This is a genomic window from Sphingomonas folli, from assembly GCF_019429525.1.
Classification (GTDB): domain Bacteria; phylum Pseudomonadota; class Alphaproteobacteria; order Sphingomonadales; family Sphingomonadaceae; genus Sphingomonas; species Sphingomonas folii.
The window spans coordinates 56,799-73,843 of sequence record NZ_JAHXZL010000007.1 but is presented as its reverse complement, the minus strand read 5'-3'; the positions used below and the strand labels follow the sequence as shown (position 1 = coordinate 73,843).

The following is a 17,045-nucleotide window of genomic DNA, read 5'->3' as shown; positions in this document are numbered from 1 at the left end:
GGGGCAACAGGCCATCGTTCTGACCCTCGCGCTCGTCTGCTGTCACCGCCGATCGGTGGACCTTCTCGTGCGCCCCCCATCCCACGTCATCCCGCACTTGGTCCGGGATGACGAGGAGCGTGTGGCTCCGGCCCCGCCCTCCAGGAGCAGCCTGTCGCTCGCCCGCGTCGCGATCGCCCACGGCTACGTCAACCGGCTGACGCGCCCGCCGGGGTGGCGCTCCAGCCGCCCGGCGAGTTCGAGCTCGAGCAACACGTCCTGGACCAGCGCCGCGGGCAGCGCGCTCTGCCGCACCAGCTCGTCGGTCGCGACCGGCGCCGCGCCGAGCAGCGACTCGACCCGCGCGCGCTCGACGTCGCCGTAGACGACCGCCGGCTCGCGCACGCTCTCCCACGCCGTGGCCCGCGGGGGCAGCGCGCGCGGGTCGAGCGGGCGCAGTTGCTCGAGCACGTCCGCCGCGCCCTGCACCAGCGTCGCACCGTCGCGGATCAGCGCGTTGCAGCCGCGCGCGCGCGGGTCGCTGGGATGGCCCGGCACCGCCATCACCTCGCGCCCCTGCTCGCCCGCCAGCCGCGCGCTGATCAGCGAGCCCGACCGCGGCGCCGCCTCCACCACCAGGGTGCCGAGCGCCAGCCCGGTGACGATGCGGTTGCGGTACGGGAAATGGCGCGCGCGCGGCTCGGTGCCCGGCGGCATCTCGGCGAGCAGCAGCCCCTCGCGCGCGATCCGCTCCTGCAGCGCGGCGTGCTGCGGCGGGTAGGCGACGTCGATCCCGCCCGCCACCACGCCGATCGTCGCGGGCAGCGCGCCGAGATGCGCGGCGCCGTCGATGCCGCGCGCCAGGCCGGAGACGATCCCGGCCCCCGCCGCGGCGAGGTCGCGCGCCAGCTCGCGCGCGAAGCGGCACGCCGCGGCCGAGGCGTCGCGCGCGCCCACGATCGCCACGGTCGGTCGCGCGGCCAGCGCGAGGTCGCCGCGCAGCGTCAGCACCGCCGGCGCATCGTCGAGTTCGGCGAGCAGCGGCGGATATTCGGGGTCCCCCAGCAGCAGGTGACGCGCGCCGAGCTTCTCGATCAGCGCCTGCTCGCGCTCGATCGTGTCGGGTGCCGGCACGGCGGGCGCGCGGCCGCCACCGCGCCGCGCCAGTTCGGGTAGAGCCTCGATCGCGACGGCGGCGGAGCCGAAGCGCGCGAGCAAGCGGCGGTAGCCGATCGGGCCGATCGAGGGCGTGCGGATCAGCCGCAGCCGCGCCGAACGTTCCGCCGCCTCGTCCATGCCCGGGCGGCCTCTTACCCCTGCTCGGCCGCGTCGGTCGAGGCGGAGCGGCCGACGCGCGGCTCAGTGCCGTCGATCAGCCGTGCGATATTGGCGCGATGCTTCCACAGCACGAGCGCCGCCAGGCCCATCAGCAGCGGCACGAGGTCGAACTCGTCGAGCACCGCCGCGGCGACCGGCGTGCTGATCGCCGCCACCATGCCGGCGAGCGAGGAGATACGCACCAGCGCGAGCAGCCCGAGCCACAGCAGCGCGAACACCGCGCCGAGCGGCCAGTACAGCGCCAGCGCCACGCCCATCAGCGTCGCCACGCCCTTGCCGCCGCGGAAGCGCAGCCACACGGGATAGCAATGCCCCACCATCGCCGCCGCCGCGGCATAGGGCTCGGCGCCCGGCAGCCACCAGCGCGCCAGCAGCACCGCCGCGGCGCCTTTGGCGAGATCGAGCAGCAGCGTCGCCGCGGCCAGGCCCTTGCGCCCGGTGCGCAGCACGTTGGTGGCACCGATGTTGCCCGAGCCGATCTGCCGCAGGTCACCGGCGCCGAACGCGCGGGTGAGCAGCACCCCGAACGGGATCGATCCCAGCAGATAGCCCAGCAGCAGCGCGGCCGCGGGCAGCGTCCAGACGAGTTCGGCGGTCAGCTCCGGTCCCCCATTCGGCCCCCTCTCTAACCGAAACATTTCGGGTACGCTACCACCCGGCGCGCGCGGCGTTGCCGACGGCGGGGAGAGGCCCTAAGCGCGCGGGCGATGAGCGACGCGCGGCCGATCCTGTTCTTCGACTCGGGCGTGGGCGGGCTCTCGGTGGTGGCCCCAACGCGCGCGCTGCTGCCGCACGCGCCGATCGTCTACGCCGCCGACTCGGCCGGCTTCCCGTATGGGACGCGCGCGGAGAGCGAGATCGCGGCGCGCGTGCCGGCGCTGCTGGGGCGGCTGGTCGAGCGCTATCGCCCGCGGCTGGCGGTGATCGCGTGCAACACCGCCTCGACGATCGCTCTGCCCGCGGTGCGCGCCGCGCTCGACGTGCCCGTGGTCGGCACCGTGCCCGCGATCAAGCCCGCCGCGCTGATGAGCGTCAGCCGCGTCATCGGCGTGCTCGGCACCGAGGCGACGGTGCGCCAGCCCTATGTCGACGACCTCGCGGCGCGCTTCGCGGGCGACTGCCTGGTGCTGCGCCACGGCTCGGCCGCGCTGGTCGAGCTGGCCGAGGCCAAGCTGGCGCGCGCGGCGCCCGCGCCGGCGGCGGTGGCGCAGGCGCTGGCGGGGCTGTTCCACCAGCCCGGCGGCGACCGGATCGACGTGGTGGTCAACGCCTGCACGCATTTCCCGCTGCTGGGCGACGAGCTCGCCGCGGCGGCGCCGGCAGGGGTACGCTTCGTCGACGGCGGCCCCGGCATCGCGCGGCGGATCGCGTCGCTCACCGCGGGGCAGGACTGGGCGAAGGGACCGGACGTACTGGTGTTCACCCGGCTGGGCGAGCACGAGCGCCGCGTCGCGGCAGGACTGGACTTCGCCAGGGTAGAGTCGCTGTAGCCGAAGCGCCGGCCTACGCGATCCCCCCGCCCCCGTTCGCCCGCTCCCGTCCGCCGGCTCCGGCGATCGCGCGACGCCCTCGTCTGCCCGCGATTTCCTTGGTCAGCGAAAAGGACTAGGGGGGCGCGATGAACTCCCTCTTTCTCGTCATGGCGGGCGGCGCGGTCGGTACCGCCGGGCGCTACCTGACCGGGCGCGCGATGACCGCCGCGCTCGGACCCGGCTGGCCCTGGGGCACGCTGACCGTCAACCTCGTCGGCGGGCTGCTGATGGGGCTGCTCGTCGGCGCGCTCGCGCGCACGGGCGGCAGCGACCAGTGGCGGCTGCTGCTCGGCGTCGGCGCGCTGGGCGGCTTCACCACTTTCTCCGCCTTCGCGCTGGACGCCGCTGCGATGATCCAGCGCGGCGCCGCGCTCGGCGCGCTCGGCTACGCCCTGGTCTCGGTGGTCGGCGCGATCGCGGCGGTGTTCGCCGGGCTCGCGCTGGTGCGGGTGGCGGCATGAGCGGCGAGGGCGTCCGCCAGTTCACCGTCGCGCTCGACGACGACGGCATCCGCGTCGACCGCTGGTGCAAGCGCCACCTCGACGGCACCAGCTTCACCACCGTCGCCAAATGGGCGCGCACCGGTCAGCTCCGCCTCGACGGCGCGCGAGTCGGCCCGGGCGACCGCGTCCAGGCCGGACAGGTGCTGCGCGTGCCACCGCCCGAGCCGGTCCGCGTCGACGCCAAGCCCGAGCGCCAGCGCGCGCCGCTCAGCGACGACGAGATCGCCTTCGCGCGCGAGCTGGTGATCCACCGCGACGCGCAGGCGCTGGTACTCAACAAGCCCCCCGGCCTCGCCACGCAGGGCGGCACCAAGACCACGGCGCACGTCGACGGGCTGCTCGACGCGCTGCAGGACGAGTCGCAGGGTCGGCCCAAGCTGGTCCACCGGCTCGACAAGGACACGTCGGGCGCGCTGCTGGTGGCGCGCACCGCGCGCGCCGCGGGCTTCTTCGCTAAGGCCTTCTCGGGGCGCACCGCGAAGAAGGTCTATTGGGCGCTGATCGTCGGCGTGCCGTCGATCGACGACGGCATGGTCGAGCTGCCGATTGCCAAGCAGCCCGGCACCGGCGGCGAGAAGATGCACGTCGACGAGGCCGAGGGCCAGGCGGCGCGGACGCGCTACCGCGTGATCGAGCGCGCGGGCAACCGCGCCGCCTGGGTCGAGCTGCAGCCCTTCACCGGGCGCACGCACCAGCTGCGCGTCCATATGGCCGCGATCGGCCATCCCATCGTGGGCGACGGCAAATACGGCGGCCCGGCGGCGTTCCTCACCGGGGGGATCAGCCGCAAGATGCACCTCCACGCGCGGCGCATCCGAGTCGACCATCCCGACGGCGGCGAGATCGACGTCACCGCCGAGCTGCCGTCGCACCTCGCGGAGAGCCTGGCGTCGCTCGGCTTCGAGGCGATGGCGGGCGACATGATGCCGCTCGACGAGCGCGCCCCGCCGACCCGCGAGGAGAAGAAGGCGCGCGCGCGGGCGCATGCCAAGACGGTGCGCAAGGAGCGCCGCGGCGAGCGGCGCGCGCGCGCGGGTGGCGAGGGTCGGCGCGGCACCAGGCGCGGGTGAGGGGTGTAGCGGGCGTGCTTCGACGCCCGGGCGTTGCGCGACGTTCAGCCTCTCGCTGGCGTCATCCTGAGCTCATCCCAGGATCTACCTCGCCGCGTGCGCAGGCATCGCGGCACCTGCGGACCAGTGGATCCTGAGACGAGTTCAGGATGACGCCGGTGGGGTAGGCGAGCCTTGCCATCGCGCCGGCTCCCGCCGCGGATCGGCCGGGCAGGCCCAGCCCCCGGTTGCACCGCTCGGCCGCCCGTGTAGACGCTGGGGCATGGACCTCGACCCGGCCGCCGCGCTCAAGGCGCTCCAGAGCCGCAACTTCGGCGGGCACAGCGCGCGGCTGGGCATCCGCTACCACGATCGCGGCCCCGGCTGGGTCGAGCTGGCGCTGCCCTTCTCGCCCGACCTGGTCGGCGACGAGGACAGCGGCGTGCTCGCCTCGGGGCCGATCATCGCGCTGATGGACGTGGCGACCAGCATCGCGGTGTGGCAGCGCATCGCCGCCTTCGCGCCGCACGCCACGCTCGACCTGCGGATCGACTATCTCCGCCCGGCACGCCCCGGCCAGACCGTGATCGGTCGCGCCGAGTGCCTGCGCGTGGCGCGCTCGATCGCCTTCACGCGCGGCATCGCGCACGACGGCGACCTCGCCGACCCGGTGGCGCATGTCGCGGCCACCTTCATGGTGCCCAGCGGCACCTATCCCAAGGTGGCGCCGTGAAGCTCCCGCCCTATGCCGAGCTGCTCGGCGCCGCGCTCGAGGTCGGCGACGATGGCGCGCCGCTGATCGTGATGCCGTTCGGGGAGGACGTCGTCGGCCGCCCGGGGTTCCTCCAGGGCGGCGCGATCTCGGGGCTGCTCGAGGTTGCCGCGATCGCGGCGCTCCACCACGCGCTCGCGGGCGAGGGCGGCGGTCGGGTCAAGCCGATCAACGTCACGGTCGACTTCATGCGTGGGGGGCGCGATCACGTCACCCGCGCGGCCGGGACGATCACGCGGCTGGGCACGCGCGTCGCCAACGTCGAGGCGGTGGCGTGGCAGGACGATCGCGCCCGCCCGATCGCGGCGGCGCGGATGAACTACCTGATTGAGCGCGACTGAGGCCGCGCGCGATGACGCCGCCGCTCGAGCCCACGGTGCTGCTGCCCGCGTTCGCCCCCTATCTCGACGTCGCGGGGATCGCGGTGTTCGCCGCCTCGGGTGCGCTGGCCGCGGCGCGGCGCGCGCAGACGCCGGTGACGCTCGCCTTCTTCGCGCTGGTGACCGGTGTCGGCGGCGGCACGGTGCGCGACCTGCTGATCGGCGCGCCGGTCTTCTGGGTGCATGACGCTCGGGTCGCCGCGGTGTGCCTCGTGATGGCCGCGGTGATCTGGGCGACGCCCGAGCGCTGGTGGCGCGGCGCCGCGCTCGACTGGTTCGACGCGGTCGGGCTCGCCGCCTACGCGGTATATGGCGTGGCCAAGGCGCTGGGCTATGGCGTGCCGCCGGTGCCGGCGGCGCTGATGGGGGTGGTGACGGGCTGCGTCGGCGGCATCATCCGCGACGTGCTCGCGGGCGAGCCCTCGATCCTGATGCGCCCCGAGCTGTACGTCACCGCGGCGGCGCTGGCGGCGGGGCTGCACGTCGCGCTGCGCCAGCTGGGTGTGCCGCCGGTGGTCGCGGCGAGCGTGGCGGCGAGCGCTGGCTTCGCGCTGCGGGCGGCGGCGATACGGTGGAAGCTGGCGCTGCCGGCTTATGGGGAACGGGAGTAGGCCCTCCCCGTCACGGGAAGGGAACCATGCGAAGCCTAGTGGAGCCGGGTGTCCGCGAGCGCTGCGCTACGGGGAGAGCCCCCTCCAGCACCGCTTCGCGGCCGTCCCCCTCCCCGTGCCGGGGAGGATCTTGGTCTCCTCGCGAGCGGGGAGGAGCTAGGAAACGCTCAGACCCCCGCTTGTGCCCCTGCTAGCCAGCTCACGTCCTGCGCGGGCACGCGCTCCTGCCGCCCCGACACCGACTTGAGGTGCGCGCAGTCGAGCAGCGTGACGCGCTGGCGCTGCCGCGCGATCAGCCCGGTCTCGACCAGCTGTCGGAAGACGCGGTTGACGTGCACCGCGGTGAGCCCGAGATGGTCGCCGATCTGCTCCTGCGTGACCGGCAGCTCGAACTCGCTCACCGCGCCGCCGCCCAGCGTGCCGAGCCGCTCGGCCAGGTCGAGCAGCAGCGCCGCCACGCGCGCCAGCGCCGGCGTGCGCCCGACCGCGGCGAGCCGGTCCATCAGCGCGACACGCTCGCGCTGCGCGCTCAGCAGCATCGCCGCGGCGAAACGCGGCGAGCGCTGGAACAGGTCACCGAAAGCGGCGAGCGGGACGCGGCTGACGCTCGTCGGCGTCAGCGCGGTCAGCGTGTCGGCGGTGCGCTCCAGGCACATGCTCGGCGTCCCGAGCAGGTCGCCGGGCAGGTGAAACTTGGTGATCTGGCGATCGCCGCCCGGCAGCAGCACCGAGGAGGCGACCCAGCCGTCGAGCAGCAGGTAGATATAGCGCGGCGCCTCGCCCTCGCGGCGCAGCACCGCGTGGCGCGCCAGCCGCATCGGCGGCTCGGCCATCGCCTGGATCCGCTCGAGATCGCCGCTCGGCAACACGATCGACTCATTGAACCGGTGGAGGGGCAGGCTGTGAAGCACGTACGATTCCCGCGTAGACCAATCGTTACGCTAGCCGACTCTGATCGGCCAAGACTCTGACGCACTTTAGGATGTCATGGAAAATTCATCCGCGGGCGCAGCGCTTCCCCGCCAGCGTCACACACTCTAACGTCCCGCGCGAAAGGGGAATCGTCACACAATGTCCCAGCGCGCTCTCACCGCCGTCGCCCTCTGCCTCGCCGCCGCCCAGCTCTCGGCTCCCCTCGCGGCGCAGGTCACCCCGCCGCCCAACGACCCGCCGGTGGCGCAGACCCAGGCGCCCGAGGACCAGGCGACCGCGCCGCTGCCCGACCAGGCCGGCCCGCTCCCCCCGCCCCGCCCCACCGCGGGCGCGCCCACGACCGACAGGGCCAAGCCCGCCAAATGGGACGTCAACGCGCCCCGCGGCCTACGCACGCGCGAGGTGCGCATCGCCACCGACGAGGGCAGCTGGATGAACCTCGACGTCTCGCCCGACGGCAGGACGATCGCCTTCGACCTGCTCGGCGACATCTACACCCTGCCGATCGCGGGCGGCACGCCGACCCGGGTCGCCGCGGGGCTCGCCTTCGAGCACCAGCCGCGCTTCTCGCCCGACGGGAAGCGCATCGCCTTCACCTCGGACCGCGGCGGCGGCGACAACATCTGGGTGATGAACCTCGACGGCGGCGACAAGCGCCAGGTCACCAAGGAGGACTTCCGCCTGCTCAACCAGCCGACGTGGAGCCCCGACGGGCGCTTCATCGTCGCCAAGAAGCATTTCACCACCGGCCGCTCGCTCGGCACCGGCGAGGTGTGGCTCTACCATGTCTCGGGCGGCGGCGGGGTGCAGCTGGTCAAGCGCGCCAGCGAGGTGCTCCAGAAGGAGCTGGGCGAGCCGATCTACGCGCCCGACGGCAAGAGCGTCTATTACACGCGCAACGTCTCGCCCGGGCCGATCTTCGAGTACGCGCAGAACTCGCGCACCGACCTGTTCGACATCGAGCGCTACGACCTCGACAGCGGCGAGGTGACGACGGTCGTCTCGGGCGCGGGCGGCGCGGTGCGACCGACGCCGTCGCGTGACGGCAGGCGCATCGCCTTCGTGCGCCGCGACGACAATGTCAGCAGCCTGTGGGTCAAGGACCTCGCCAGCGGCGAGGAGCGCAAGATCTACGGTCCGCTCGACCGCGACGTGCAGGAGACCTGGGCGGTCACCGGCGTCTACCCCAACATGGCGTGGACGCCGCGCGACGAGGCGATCGTCTTCTGGGCCGGTGGCAAATTACGCCGTGTCCCCGCGAGTGGCGGCGCGGCGGAGGTGATCCCGTTCCGCGTCGACGACACGCGCGTGGTGGTCGACTCGGTCCACCCCCAGGTCGAGGTCGCGCCCGCGCGCTTCGCCACCAAGATGCCGCGCTGGGCCGAGGTCTCGCCGGACGGGCGCCAGGTGGTGTTCGAGACGCTCGGCAAGCTCTGGGTCAAACCGGTCGCGGGTGGCGCGGCCAAGCGGCTGACGCGCGGCGACGACGGCTTCGAGCTCTTCCCGAGCTGGTCGCGCGACGGCAAGACGATCGTGTTCGTCGGCTGGCACGACGACACGCTCGGCCAGATCCGCACCGTGGCGGCGAGCGGGGGCGCGGCGCGCACCGTCACCACCGCGGCGGGCACCTACCGCCGGCCGCGCTTCTCGCCCGACGGCCGGACGATCGTGTTCGAGCAGGGCCAGGGCGGCGAGCTCACCGCGCCGCGCGGCAACCCCGGCAGCGGCGTGTACCGCGTCGCGGCCAGCGGCGGCGCGCCCGAGCGGGTCGCGCGCGACGCCGCCGAGCCGCAGTTCGGCGCGACCGGCGACCGCGTCTTCATGATCGCGAACGACGGCGGCAAGCGCCAGCTCGTCAGCACCGATCTGACCGGCGAGAACAAGCGGGTCCACGCCGCGGGCGAGCTGGTCAACGACTATCAGGTATCGCCCGCGGGCGACTATGTCGCCTTCCGCCAGAATTACGAGGCGTTCGTGATGCCGCTGCTGCCCGGCAAGCAGGCGGTCGACGTCGACACCAAGGGGAGCGCGCTGCCGGCGACTCGGGTCAGCGCGGACGGCGCCGACTTCATCCACTGGTCGAACGGCGGCGAGCAGATCCACTGGAGCGCGGGGCCGGTGCTGTACACCGCGCGGACCGCGCAGCTGTTCCGCGCGGCGCCGGCGGACGAGGGAGCGAGAGGTGCGTCCTTCACCCCGCCGCGCACCGGCGTGTCGCTGTCGATGGAGGTGGACGCGGCCAAGCCCACGGGCACGGTCGCGCTCACCGGCGCGCGCGTCGTCACCATGGCGGCGGCGGACGGCGGCATCGTCGACGATGCCACCGTGCTGATCCGCGGTGACCGCATCGTCGCGGTCGGCCCGCGCGCGTCGGTGACGATCCCCGCGGGCGCGACGAGGGTCGACGTCAGCGGCAAGACGATCATCCCGGGGCTGGTCGACGCGCACGCGCACGGCCCGCAGGGCGACGACGAGCTGGTGCCGCAGCAGAACTGGTCGGCGATGGCCAATCTCGCGCTTGGCACGACGACGATCCACGATCCCTCGTCGCGCTCGGCCGAGATCTTCCCCGCGGCCGAGCTGCAGCGCGCCGGGCTGGTGCTCGCCCCGCGCACCTTCTCGACCGGCGAGGTGATCTACGGCGCCAAGTCGCCCGACGTGTACGCGCAGATCGACGACTACGACGACGCGCTGGCGGTGGTGCGCCGGCTCAAGGCGGTGGGCGCGCACAGCGTCAAGAACTACAACCAGCCGCGCCGCGAGCAGCGCCAGATGGTGGTCGCCGCCGCCCAGGCCGAGAACATGGAGGTGGTGCCCGAGGGCGGGTCGCTGTTCACGCTCGACATGACGCTGGTGCAGGACGGCAACGCGACCGTCGAGCACAACGTCCCGCTCGAGACCTTCTACGGCGATGTGGTGCAGCTCTGGTCGCAGACCAAGGTGGGCTACACGCCGACGCTGGTGGTGGCCTATGGCGGGCCGGCGGGCGACCCGTACTGGCGCGCGCACACGGACGTGTGGCGCCATCCCCTGCTGTCGCGCCACGCGCCGCCCGCGCTGCTCGCCGCGCAGAACGCGCGTCGCGTGATCGCGCCCGAGAGCGATTACGTCGACGGCGTCACCGCGCGCGAGGCCAAGAAGCTCGCCGACAAGGGCGTGCCGGTCGCGATCGGCGCGCACGGCCAGCAGCCGGGGCTCGGCGCGCATTGGGAGCTGTGGAGCTTCGTGCGCGGCGGCATGACCCCGATCGAGGCGCTGCGCGCGGGCACGATCGCCTCGGCCACCTCGCTCGGCTATGCCAGAGACGTCGGCTCGCTCGAGCCGGGCAAGCTCGCCGACCTGGTGGTGCTGAACGCCGATCCCACCGCCGACATCCGCAACAGCGACAAGGTGGCGCAGGTGATGCTCGGCGGCCGACTGTACGACGCCGCCACGCTCAACGAGGTGGCGACCGGCACGCGCAGGCGCCAGCCGTACTGGTGGGAGCGCGCCGGCGACACGAGCGGCGCGGCGGGGCGGCCGACGATCGGCCACGGCTTCGGCGACGTGGACTGAGGGAACCGACGCGGCCTGCTGATGGCCCGCGTCTATTCACTTCCGTCATCCCGGACGCGGTCCGGGATGACGGAAGAAGTGTTGCATCGCGCCCGAGCGACAGCACCCCGACTGGCGCGGCGCGCCGCGCTATGTCACGGCGCGCGCATGGAAGACTATGACGCGATCGTGCTCGGCGCGGGCGGCGCCGGGCTGATGGCGGCGGCGATGGCGGGGCAGCGCGGTCGCCGCGTCGTCGTGCTCGACCACGCCGACGCGCCGGGCAAGAAAATCCTGATCTCGGGCGGCGGCCGCTGCAACTTCACCAACCTGCACGCCACCGCCGAGCGCTACCTCTCCGCCAACCCGCATTTCGCCAAGTCGGCGCTGGGCCGCTACACCGCGGCGGACTTTCTCGCGCTGGTCGAGCGTTATGGGATCGCGTGGCACGAGAAGACGCTGGGCCAGCTGTTCTGCGACGGCAGCGCGCGCCAGATCGTCGACCTGCTGCTCGGCGAGTGCGCCGCGGGCGGCGCCACGGTCCGGCTCGGCGCCGCGCTCGGCGCGATCGAGCACACCGACGCGCGCTTCACCGTGGCGCACGGCGCGCGTACCTATCGGGCGCCGGCGCTGGTGGTGGCGACCGGCGGCCCCTCGATCCCCAAGCTCGGCGCGACCGGCGTCGCCTATGACATCGCGCGCCGCTTCGGGCTGAAGGTGGTCGAGCCGCGCCCCGCGCTGGTGCCGCTGACGCTGCCGGGCAGCGAGGCGCTGTTCCGCGCGCTCTCCGGTGTCGCCACCGCGGTGGAGGCGCGCGTCGGCAAGGCGCGCTTCGCCGAGGCGGCGCTGTTCACCCACCGCGGCCTGTCGGGGCCGGCGATCCTCCAGGTATCGAGCTACTGGCGCCGCGGCGAGGCGGTGGCGATCGACTTCCGCCCCGACGCGGCGCCCGGCTGGCTCGTCGAGGCCAAACGCGCGCGCCCGCGCGCGACGCTGGCGGGTGCGCTGGTATTGCCGGCGCGGCTCGCCGAGGCGCTGGCGGAGCGGCTCGGGCTGGGCGAGCTGGGCGCGGCGAGCGACCGCGCGCTGGCCGAGGCGGAGCGCCGGCTGTCGGACTGGCGCTTCCACCCCGACGGCAGCGAGGGATTCGCCAAGGCCGAGGTGACCGTCGGCGGCATCTCCACCGCCGAGCTGTCGTCCAAGACGATGGAGGCGCGCAAGGTGCCGGGCCTCTACGCGATCGGCGAGGCGGTCGACGTCACCGGCTGGCTCGGCGGGTATAATTTCCAATGGGCGTGGGCGAGCGGCTATGCCGCCGGACAGGCGGTGTGAGCGGGAGAGGGCATGGAGAGCACCTTCAACACCGTCCTCCCCGCGGAGGCGGGGACCCAGACACGCTGAGGGCGCGGATCGATCGCGACCGCTGCGTCAAACGGCCTCGGCGTTGGCGCGCCGCTTTCTCGCGCGCGTCAGCGCGTCTGGATCCCCGCCCTCCGCGGGGATGACGGGAGGAGAAGCGGGAATGCCGGGAGGAGAGGCGGGGATGACGGGAGGAGAGGCGGGAATGCCGGGATGAGAGGCGGGGATGACGGTAGAGAGGGCGCGTGACCAGGCAGGTGCGGTGCCGGGCAGGAATCGACCCTGCCTCGCCCCGCCCCCGCATCCTCACGCCGCCAGGCGCAGCTCCAGCCGGTCCCAGATCTCGACCAGCGCCGCGGTCAGATCGCGCATCATCGCCTCGTCGTGCGCCGGCCCCGGCGTGAAGCGCAGCCGCTCGGTGCCGCGCGGCACCGTCGGGTAATTGATCGGCTGCACGTACACGCCATATTCGGCGAGCAGGATGTCGCTGATCTTCTTGGCCTTCACCGGATCGCCGACCATCACCGGCACGATGTGGGTCTCGCCCAGCATCACCGGCAGCCCGGCGTCGCGCAGCATCGCCTTGAGCGCCGCGGCGGCGGCCTGCTGGCCCTCGCGCTCGGCGGTCGACGCCTTGAGGTGGCGCACGCTCGCCAGCACGCCCGCGACCAGCACCGGCGACAGCGAGGTGGTGAAGATGAAGCCCGGCGCGTAGCTGCGGATCACGTCGACGATCGTGCGGTCGGCGGCGATATAGCCGCCCATCACGCCGAACGCCTTGCCCAAAGTGCCCTCGATGATCGTCAGCCGCTCGGCCACGCCGTCGCGCTCGCTGATCCCGCCGCCGCGCGGGCCGTACATGCCGACCGCATGGACCTCGTCGAGATAGGTCAGCGCGTTATACCTGTCCGCCAGGTCGCAGATCGCGCCCACCGGGGCAACGTCGCCCTCCATCGAGTAGACGCTCTCGAACGCGATCAGCTTCGGCGCCGCCGGATCGTCGGCGGCGAGCAGTTCCTCGAGATGCGCGAGATCGTTGTGGCGGAACACGCGCTTCTCGCAGCCGGCATGGCGGATGCCCGCGATCATCGAGGCGTGGTTGAGCTCGTCCGAGTAGATGATGCAGCCGGGCAGCACCTTGGCGAGCGTCGACAGCGTCGCCTCGTTCGAGACATAGCCGCTGGTGAACAGCAGCGCCGCCTCCTTGCCGTGCAGGTCGGCGAGCTCGTGCTCGAGGCCGATGTGATAGTGGGTGTTGCCGCCGATGTTACGCGTGCCGCCCGAGCCGGCGCCGACGTCGTGCAGCGCCTCCTCCATCGCCGCGATCACCTTCGGGTGCTGGCCCATCGCGAGATAGTCGTTCGAGCACCAGACGGTGATCGGCTTGGGGCCGTTGTGCCCGGCGAAGCAGCGCGCGTTGGGGAACTTGCCCTTGTTGCGCAGGATGTCGATGAAGACGCGGTAGCGCCCTTCGGCATGGAGTCGGTCGATCGCCTGCGTGAACACGCGCGAGTAGTCGACGCCGCGCGCCTCTCTGCTGTCGCTGATCATGGCGCCCGCGATTACTCCCCTCCGCCCGCGATAGCCAGCGCAGAAGAGCGCTATGTCTGATCGAGTGCCTGGACAAATTGTCCCACCCCCGCCGCCGGTCAAGGGGGGAAGTGGTGGCAGGCGAGGCGCGCGTCGGTCACGATCGTTCGTTTCCGGCACCGTCTCATCCTTGCAATACACCTCCTCTGCCGCCATCTTGCCGACATGCTCAACCTGCTCTCGATCCTGATCGGCCTCGTCGCGCTGGTGCTCGGCATCGTGCCGTTCCTGCCGTTCCTCGCCTGGGGCTATTGGTTCGTCATCCCGATCGCGGTGGTCGGCGCCGCGGTGGGGGCGTTGTCGTCGCGCAACACCGGGCGCAACCTGAACCTCGTCCTGATCCTGATCTTCGGGCTGCGGCTAATGCTCGGCGGCGGGTTCATCTGACGCGAGACGGGCGCCGGCATCGCTGCCGGCGCCCGTTCGTACGCGATACAGACCGCTCGAGGGCGGTGATCAGCGGCAGACCACCTGACCGCGATCGACCGACTGGCCGAGCAGCGCGCCGCCGCCGGCGCCGATCACGGTGCCGAGCAGGCGCGAACCGCCCCCGGCGATGATGTTGCCCAGCGCGCCCCCGGCGAGACCGCCGACGATCAGCCCGGTCGTGCCGTCGTTGCGCCGGCAGTAATAGCGGTTGTCGGAGCCGCGATAGATGCGGTCGTTGCGGCCAAGCGCGCGGGCGCGATAATAGCGGCCATCGCGATAATAACGGTCGGCATAATAAGCGCGCTGGCCAGGCTCGTAGCGGTTGTAGTCGTAGCGCGCCGAGCGGCGCCAGTCGCCGATCCGGTCGTTGCGGTCACGCCGCGCGTCGCGGACATTGTCGCGATACTCGCGGCGCGCGTCGCGCACGTCGCGGCGCGAGTCGGCGTCGCGCAGATCCTCGCGATATTCCTGGCGCGCGTCGCGCACGTCGTCGCGATATTCGCGATTGGCGCGGCGCGGGTCCTGCGGTGCGGCAGCGGCGGGGACGCTGGCCAGCGTGGTGGCGGCGAGCGCGGCGGCGAGGATGATACGCATCACTTGTCTCCCAGAAGAGTGATGCCGCATGAACGACGCCGCCGTGCCGCGGTTGCGTGAACGGGAAACTACCTCCTGTTCATTTCAGAGACACTTACGACTCCAACTTGTGGGTCAACGTGACTTCCGCGTTCAACACTTTGGAAACCGGGCAATTTGCTTTCGCGTCCTGGGCGATGCGCTCGAACTCGTCGGGTGCGATGCCCGGGATCTTGGCGGTGAGGTCGAGCTTGGACGAGGTGATGGTGAATCCGTCGCCGTCCTTGTCGACGGTGACCCGCGCGCTCGTCTCGAGCGTGCCGTCGCCGTAGCCCGCGCCCGCGAGCGCGAAGCTGAGGGCCATGGTGAAGCAGCTGGCATGCGCCGCCGCGATCAGTTCCTCGGGATTGGTGCCGGGCTCGTCGCCGAAGCGCGTGCCGAAGCCATAGGGCTGGTCGTCGAGCGCCTTGGACTGGGTCGAGGTCCAACCCTTGCCGTCCTTGCCGAGACCTTCGTAGCGTGCCGAACCACCGCGCGTGGGCATGAGATACTCTCCCGCTGAAACCATAAGAGAAAGGGCGCGACCCGCACTCGCGGACCGCGCCCCTCTAACGTCGGTCGGGCCGAAAGGCTCAACCGCGACGTGGCATCAGCGACACTGGCGCTTGCCGCTCCGCTCGATCTCGCGACCCGCCAGCGCGCCGCCGACGCCGCCCAGCACGGTGCCGAGCGTGCGGTCACCGCGCGAGTCGATGGTGCGGCCGAGCAGACCGCCCGCCACCGCGCCGACCACCAGGCCGGTGGTGCCGTCGGGCTTGCGGCAGCGCAGGCGACCGTCGTTGCCGCGCCACTCACGATACTTGTACCGGCGCTGCGCGTCGGCATCGACGGTGGTGGCGACGAGCGTCGGCGCGACCATCGCGGCGGCACCGAAGGCCAGCATCAGCTTACGCATGACTTCATTCTCCCGTTCGAAATTCATGTTGGCGACGTAACGTGTCTCTTCTAGCCCGGTTGCATGAACCGGGAACAACGTGGCGTTCATGGTGTTGCAGGCGTCCCGCGGCGGGGCGGGAGGAGCAGCGGGGGCGCGTCTGGGACAGGGGGGCGTCGCCGCCTCCCCCTTCGCGGATGTCATGCGGAACCCGCTTCAGGATGCGCCGCGTCGTGTCTGCCGCGGCGGCCGCGCCAGCTCGACGGTGGAGCCTGAGACGGGCTCGGGATGACGCCCTTGGTCGTGCGACCTGTCCCCTACCCCGCCTCGCCGAACCGCGCCTCCCGCTTCTCCAGATTGGCGCGCACCGCCTCGACCTGGTTGGGCGAGCGCAGCAGCGCCAGCTGCTCCGCGCTCTCGGCGGCGAGGATGGCGGGCGCATCGGCGTCGGCGGCGAGCGCGAACAGCCGCTTCGCGGCGCGCACCGCGTCGGGGCTGCGCGCGGCGATGGCGCGCGCGATCGCGAGCGCGCGCTCGCGCGGGGCGGGATCGAGGTAGGTGACCAGCCCGCACGCCTGAGCCTCGACGGCGTCGAGCTCGCGCGCGGTATAGACCAGCTCGCGCAGCACGTCGTCGCGGACGCTCCCGCGCCACAGCGCGTAGCCGCCCATGTCGGGCACGAGGCCCCAGTGCAGCTCGCGGATCGCCAGCCGGGTATCGGGGTGGGCGACTCGCACGTCAGCGCCGGCGAGCAGCTGGCAGCCGCCGCCGAAGGCGACGCCGTGCGCCGCCGCGATCACCGGCACGGGCAAGGCGCGCCAGCCGGTGCAGACATATTGCACGTCGTTGCTCGCGCCGCGCGTGCGCTCGGCGAGCGCGAGTCCGGATCCGCCCACCGCCATCGCCGCCATGTCGAGCCCGGCGCAGAAGCCGCGCCCCTCGCCCGAGAGCACCACCGCGCGCAGTCCCGGCGTGACCGCGAGCCGGTCGATCGCCGCCGCCAGCGCGGCGAACATCGCCGGGTCCAGCGCGTTCATCTTGCCGGCGCGCGCGAGCCGCACGTCGGCGACGCCGTCCTCCAGCGCGATCGTCACCCGCTCGTCCATCCCGCCTCCGCTCGATCGTGGTGGCGTATCGAACCGCCGCGCGACCGCGGCTGTCAACGGGTGTTATCGGCGGACGCGGTCAGTGGATCAGAGCGTCTGCCCGGTCGCCAGCCCCCAGGCGGCGTACACCGACAGCGTCGCGGTCAGCGCGCAGGTCGCGCCGAACAGGACATAGCCCACGTAGTTCAGCACCGGCGGGTTCGGCCGCGCCAGCTTGCGATTGTGCGACGCGCCCGAGAGCACGAAGCTCAGCAGCATGCCATAGGTCAGTGCAACGGCTTCCAGCATTCCCCACACCCTCGTGATCGGTCATCCACGCGGCCGCCCCCCGACGCCCGCCCTGGGCTTAACCATATCCGTTCCCTCCTACGAAGGGGTTAACACGCACTCCGCCGCGACGCTCGCACGCCCTGCCGCTGCACC

General features: G+C 72.7%; 18 protein-coding genes. 9 read left to right on the top strand and 9 right to left on the bottom strand.

The window, feature by feature from the left end; all coding sequences use genetic code 11:
• Positions 1-183 precede the first annotated feature (183 nt).
• Complete coding sequence (dprA, locus tag KZ813_RS11920) at positions 184-1,275, bottom strand: DNA-processing protein DprA (protein ID WP_219755211.1); 1,092 nt, start codon at positions 1,273-1,275, stop codon at positions 184-186.
• A 14-nt stretch (positions 1,276-1,289) separates the two neighbouring features.
• A complete protein-coding gene (gene plsY / locus KZ813_RS11915) occupies positions 1,290-1,955 on the bottom strand; it encodes a glycerol-3-phosphate 1-O-acyltransferase PlsY (protein WP_219755210.1) in 666 nt (221 codons plus the stop codon).
• Between the two features lie 69 nt (positions 1,956-2,024).
• On the opposite strand from plsY, the gene murI reads away from it, so the two are divergent.
• The 6 genes from murI to KZ813_RS11885 all read left to right on the top strand — a co-directional run bounded on the left by murI (position 2,025) and on the right by KZ813_RS11885 (position 6,164).
• Positions 2,025-2,807: a glutamate racemase gene (gene murI, locus KZ813_RS11910; protein ID WP_219755209.1), complete on the top strand. Its 783-nt coding sequence runs from the start codon at positions 2,025-2,027 to the stop codon at positions 2,805-2,807.
• Positions 2,808-2,935: 128 nt separating this feature from the next.
• Positions 2,936-3,310, top strand: coding sequence for a fluoride efflux transporter CrcB (crcB, locus tag KZ813_RS11905; protein ID WP_219755208.1), 375 nt, complete (start codon positions 2,936-2,938; stop codon positions 3,308-3,310).
• Complete coding sequence (locus tag KZ813_RS11900) at positions 3,307-4,422, top strand: RluA family pseudouridine synthase (protein ID WP_219755207.1); 1,116 nt, start codon at positions 3,307-3,309, stop codon at positions 4,420-4,422. Before crcB ends, KZ813_RS11900 begins: the two co-directional genes overlap by 4 nt.
• A gap of 262 nt (positions 4,423-4,684) precedes the next feature.
• Positions 4,685-5,134: a PaaI family thioesterase gene (locus KZ813_RS11895; protein WP_219755206.1), complete on the top strand. Its 450-nt coding sequence runs from the start codon at positions 4,685-4,687 to the stop codon at positions 5,132-5,134.
• Positions 5,131-5,514, top strand: coding sequence for a PaaI family thioesterase (locus KZ813_RS11890; RefSeq protein WP_219755205.1), 384 nt, complete (start codon positions 5,131-5,133; stop codon positions 5,512-5,514). The genes KZ813_RS11895 and KZ813_RS11890 overlap by 4 nt, the downstream gene beginning before the upstream one ends.
• 11 nt (positions 5,515-5,525) lie before the next feature.
• A complete protein-coding gene (locus KZ813_RS11885; protein WP_219755204.1) occupies positions 5,526-6,164 on the top strand; it encodes a trimeric intracellular cation channel family protein in 639 nt (212 codons plus the stop codon).
• 167 nt (positions 6,165-6,331) lie between these two features.
• Here KZ813_RS11885 and KZ813_RS11880 read toward each other — a convergent pair whose 3' ends face one another.
• The gene (locus KZ813_RS11880; RefSeq protein ID WP_308461873.1) at positions 6,332-7,075 is read right to left on the bottom strand and encodes a Crp/Fnr family transcriptional regulator; all 744 of its coding nucleotides are present in this window, start codon (positions 7,073-7,075) and stop codon (positions 6,332-6,334) included.
• Positions 7,076-7,235: 160 nt separating this feature from the next.
• Here KZ813_RS11880 and KZ813_RS11875 point away from each other — a divergent pair, with 160 nt between their 5' ends.
• Together KZ813_RS11875 and KZ813_RS11870 are read left to right on the top strand one after the other, a co-directional pair.
• Complete coding sequence (locus KZ813_RS11875; protein WP_219755203.1) at positions 7,236-10,652, top strand: amidohydrolase family protein; 3,417 nt, start codon at positions 7,236-7,238, stop codon at positions 10,650-10,652.
• A 147-nt stretch (positions 10,653-10,799) separates the two neighbouring features.
• On the top strand, positions 10,800-11,963 hold the full coding sequence (locus KZ813_RS11870; RefSeq protein WP_219755202.1) for a BaiN/RdsA family NAD(P)/FAD-dependent oxidoreductase: 1,164 nt from the start codon (positions 10,800-10,802) through the stop codon (positions 11,961-11,963).
• A 333-nt stretch (positions 11,964-12,296) separates the two neighbouring features.
• Here KZ813_RS11870 and hemA read toward each other — a convergent pair whose 3' ends face one another.
• On the bottom strand, positions 12,297-13,541 hold the full coding sequence (gene hemA, locus KZ813_RS11865) for a 5-aminolevulinate synthase (RefSeq protein ID WP_219755201.1): 1,245 nt from the start codon (positions 13,539-13,541) through the stop codon (positions 12,297-12,299).
• 204 nt (positions 13,542-13,745) lie between these two features.
• Here hemA and KZ813_RS11860 point away from each other — a divergent pair, with 204 nt between their 5' ends.
• A complete protein-coding gene (locus KZ813_RS11860) occupies positions 13,746-13,967 on the top strand; it encodes a hypothetical protein (RefSeq protein WP_219755200.1) in 222 nt (73 codons plus the stop codon).
• A 69-nt stretch (positions 13,968-14,036) separates the two neighbouring features.
• Here the strand turns inward: KZ813_RS11860 and KZ813_RS11855 are convergent, their stop codons facing one another.
• The 5 genes from KZ813_RS11855 to KZ813_RS11835 form a co-directional block, all read right to left on the bottom strand.
• Positions 14,037-14,603, bottom strand: coding sequence for a glycine zipper 2TM domain-containing protein (locus KZ813_RS11855; RefSeq protein WP_219755199.1), 567 nt, complete (start codon positions 14,601-14,603; stop codon positions 14,037-14,039).
• A gap of 94 nt (positions 14,604-14,697) precedes the next feature.
• Positions 14,698-15,126 (bottom strand): OsmC family protein, encoded by a 429-nt coding sequence (locus tag KZ813_RS11850; RefSeq protein ID WP_219755198.1) that lies wholly within the window; start codon positions 15,124-15,126, stop codon positions 14,698-14,700.
• A 105-nt stretch (positions 15,127-15,231) separates the two neighbouring features.
• Positions 15,232-15,537 (bottom strand): glycine zipper 2TM domain-containing protein, encoded by a 306-nt coding sequence (locus KZ813_RS11845; RefSeq protein ID WP_183921641.1) that lies wholly within the window; start codon positions 15,535-15,537, stop codon positions 15,232-15,234.
• A gap of 296 nt (positions 15,538-15,833) precedes the next feature.
• On the bottom strand, positions 15,834-16,622 hold the full coding sequence (locus KZ813_RS11840; RefSeq protein ID WP_219755197.1) for a crotonase/enoyl-CoA hydratase family protein: 789 nt from the start codon (positions 16,620-16,622) through the stop codon (positions 15,834-15,836).
• Positions 16,623-16,709: 87 nt separating this feature from the next.
• Positions 16,710-16,910 carry a hypothetical protein gene (locus KZ813_RS11835; protein WP_219755196.1) on the bottom strand — a complete coding sequence of 67 codons (201 nt, stop codon included), beginning with the start codon at positions 16,908-16,910 and terminating at the stop codon, positions 16,710-16,712.
• Positions 16,911-17,045 lie beyond the last annotated feature (135 nt).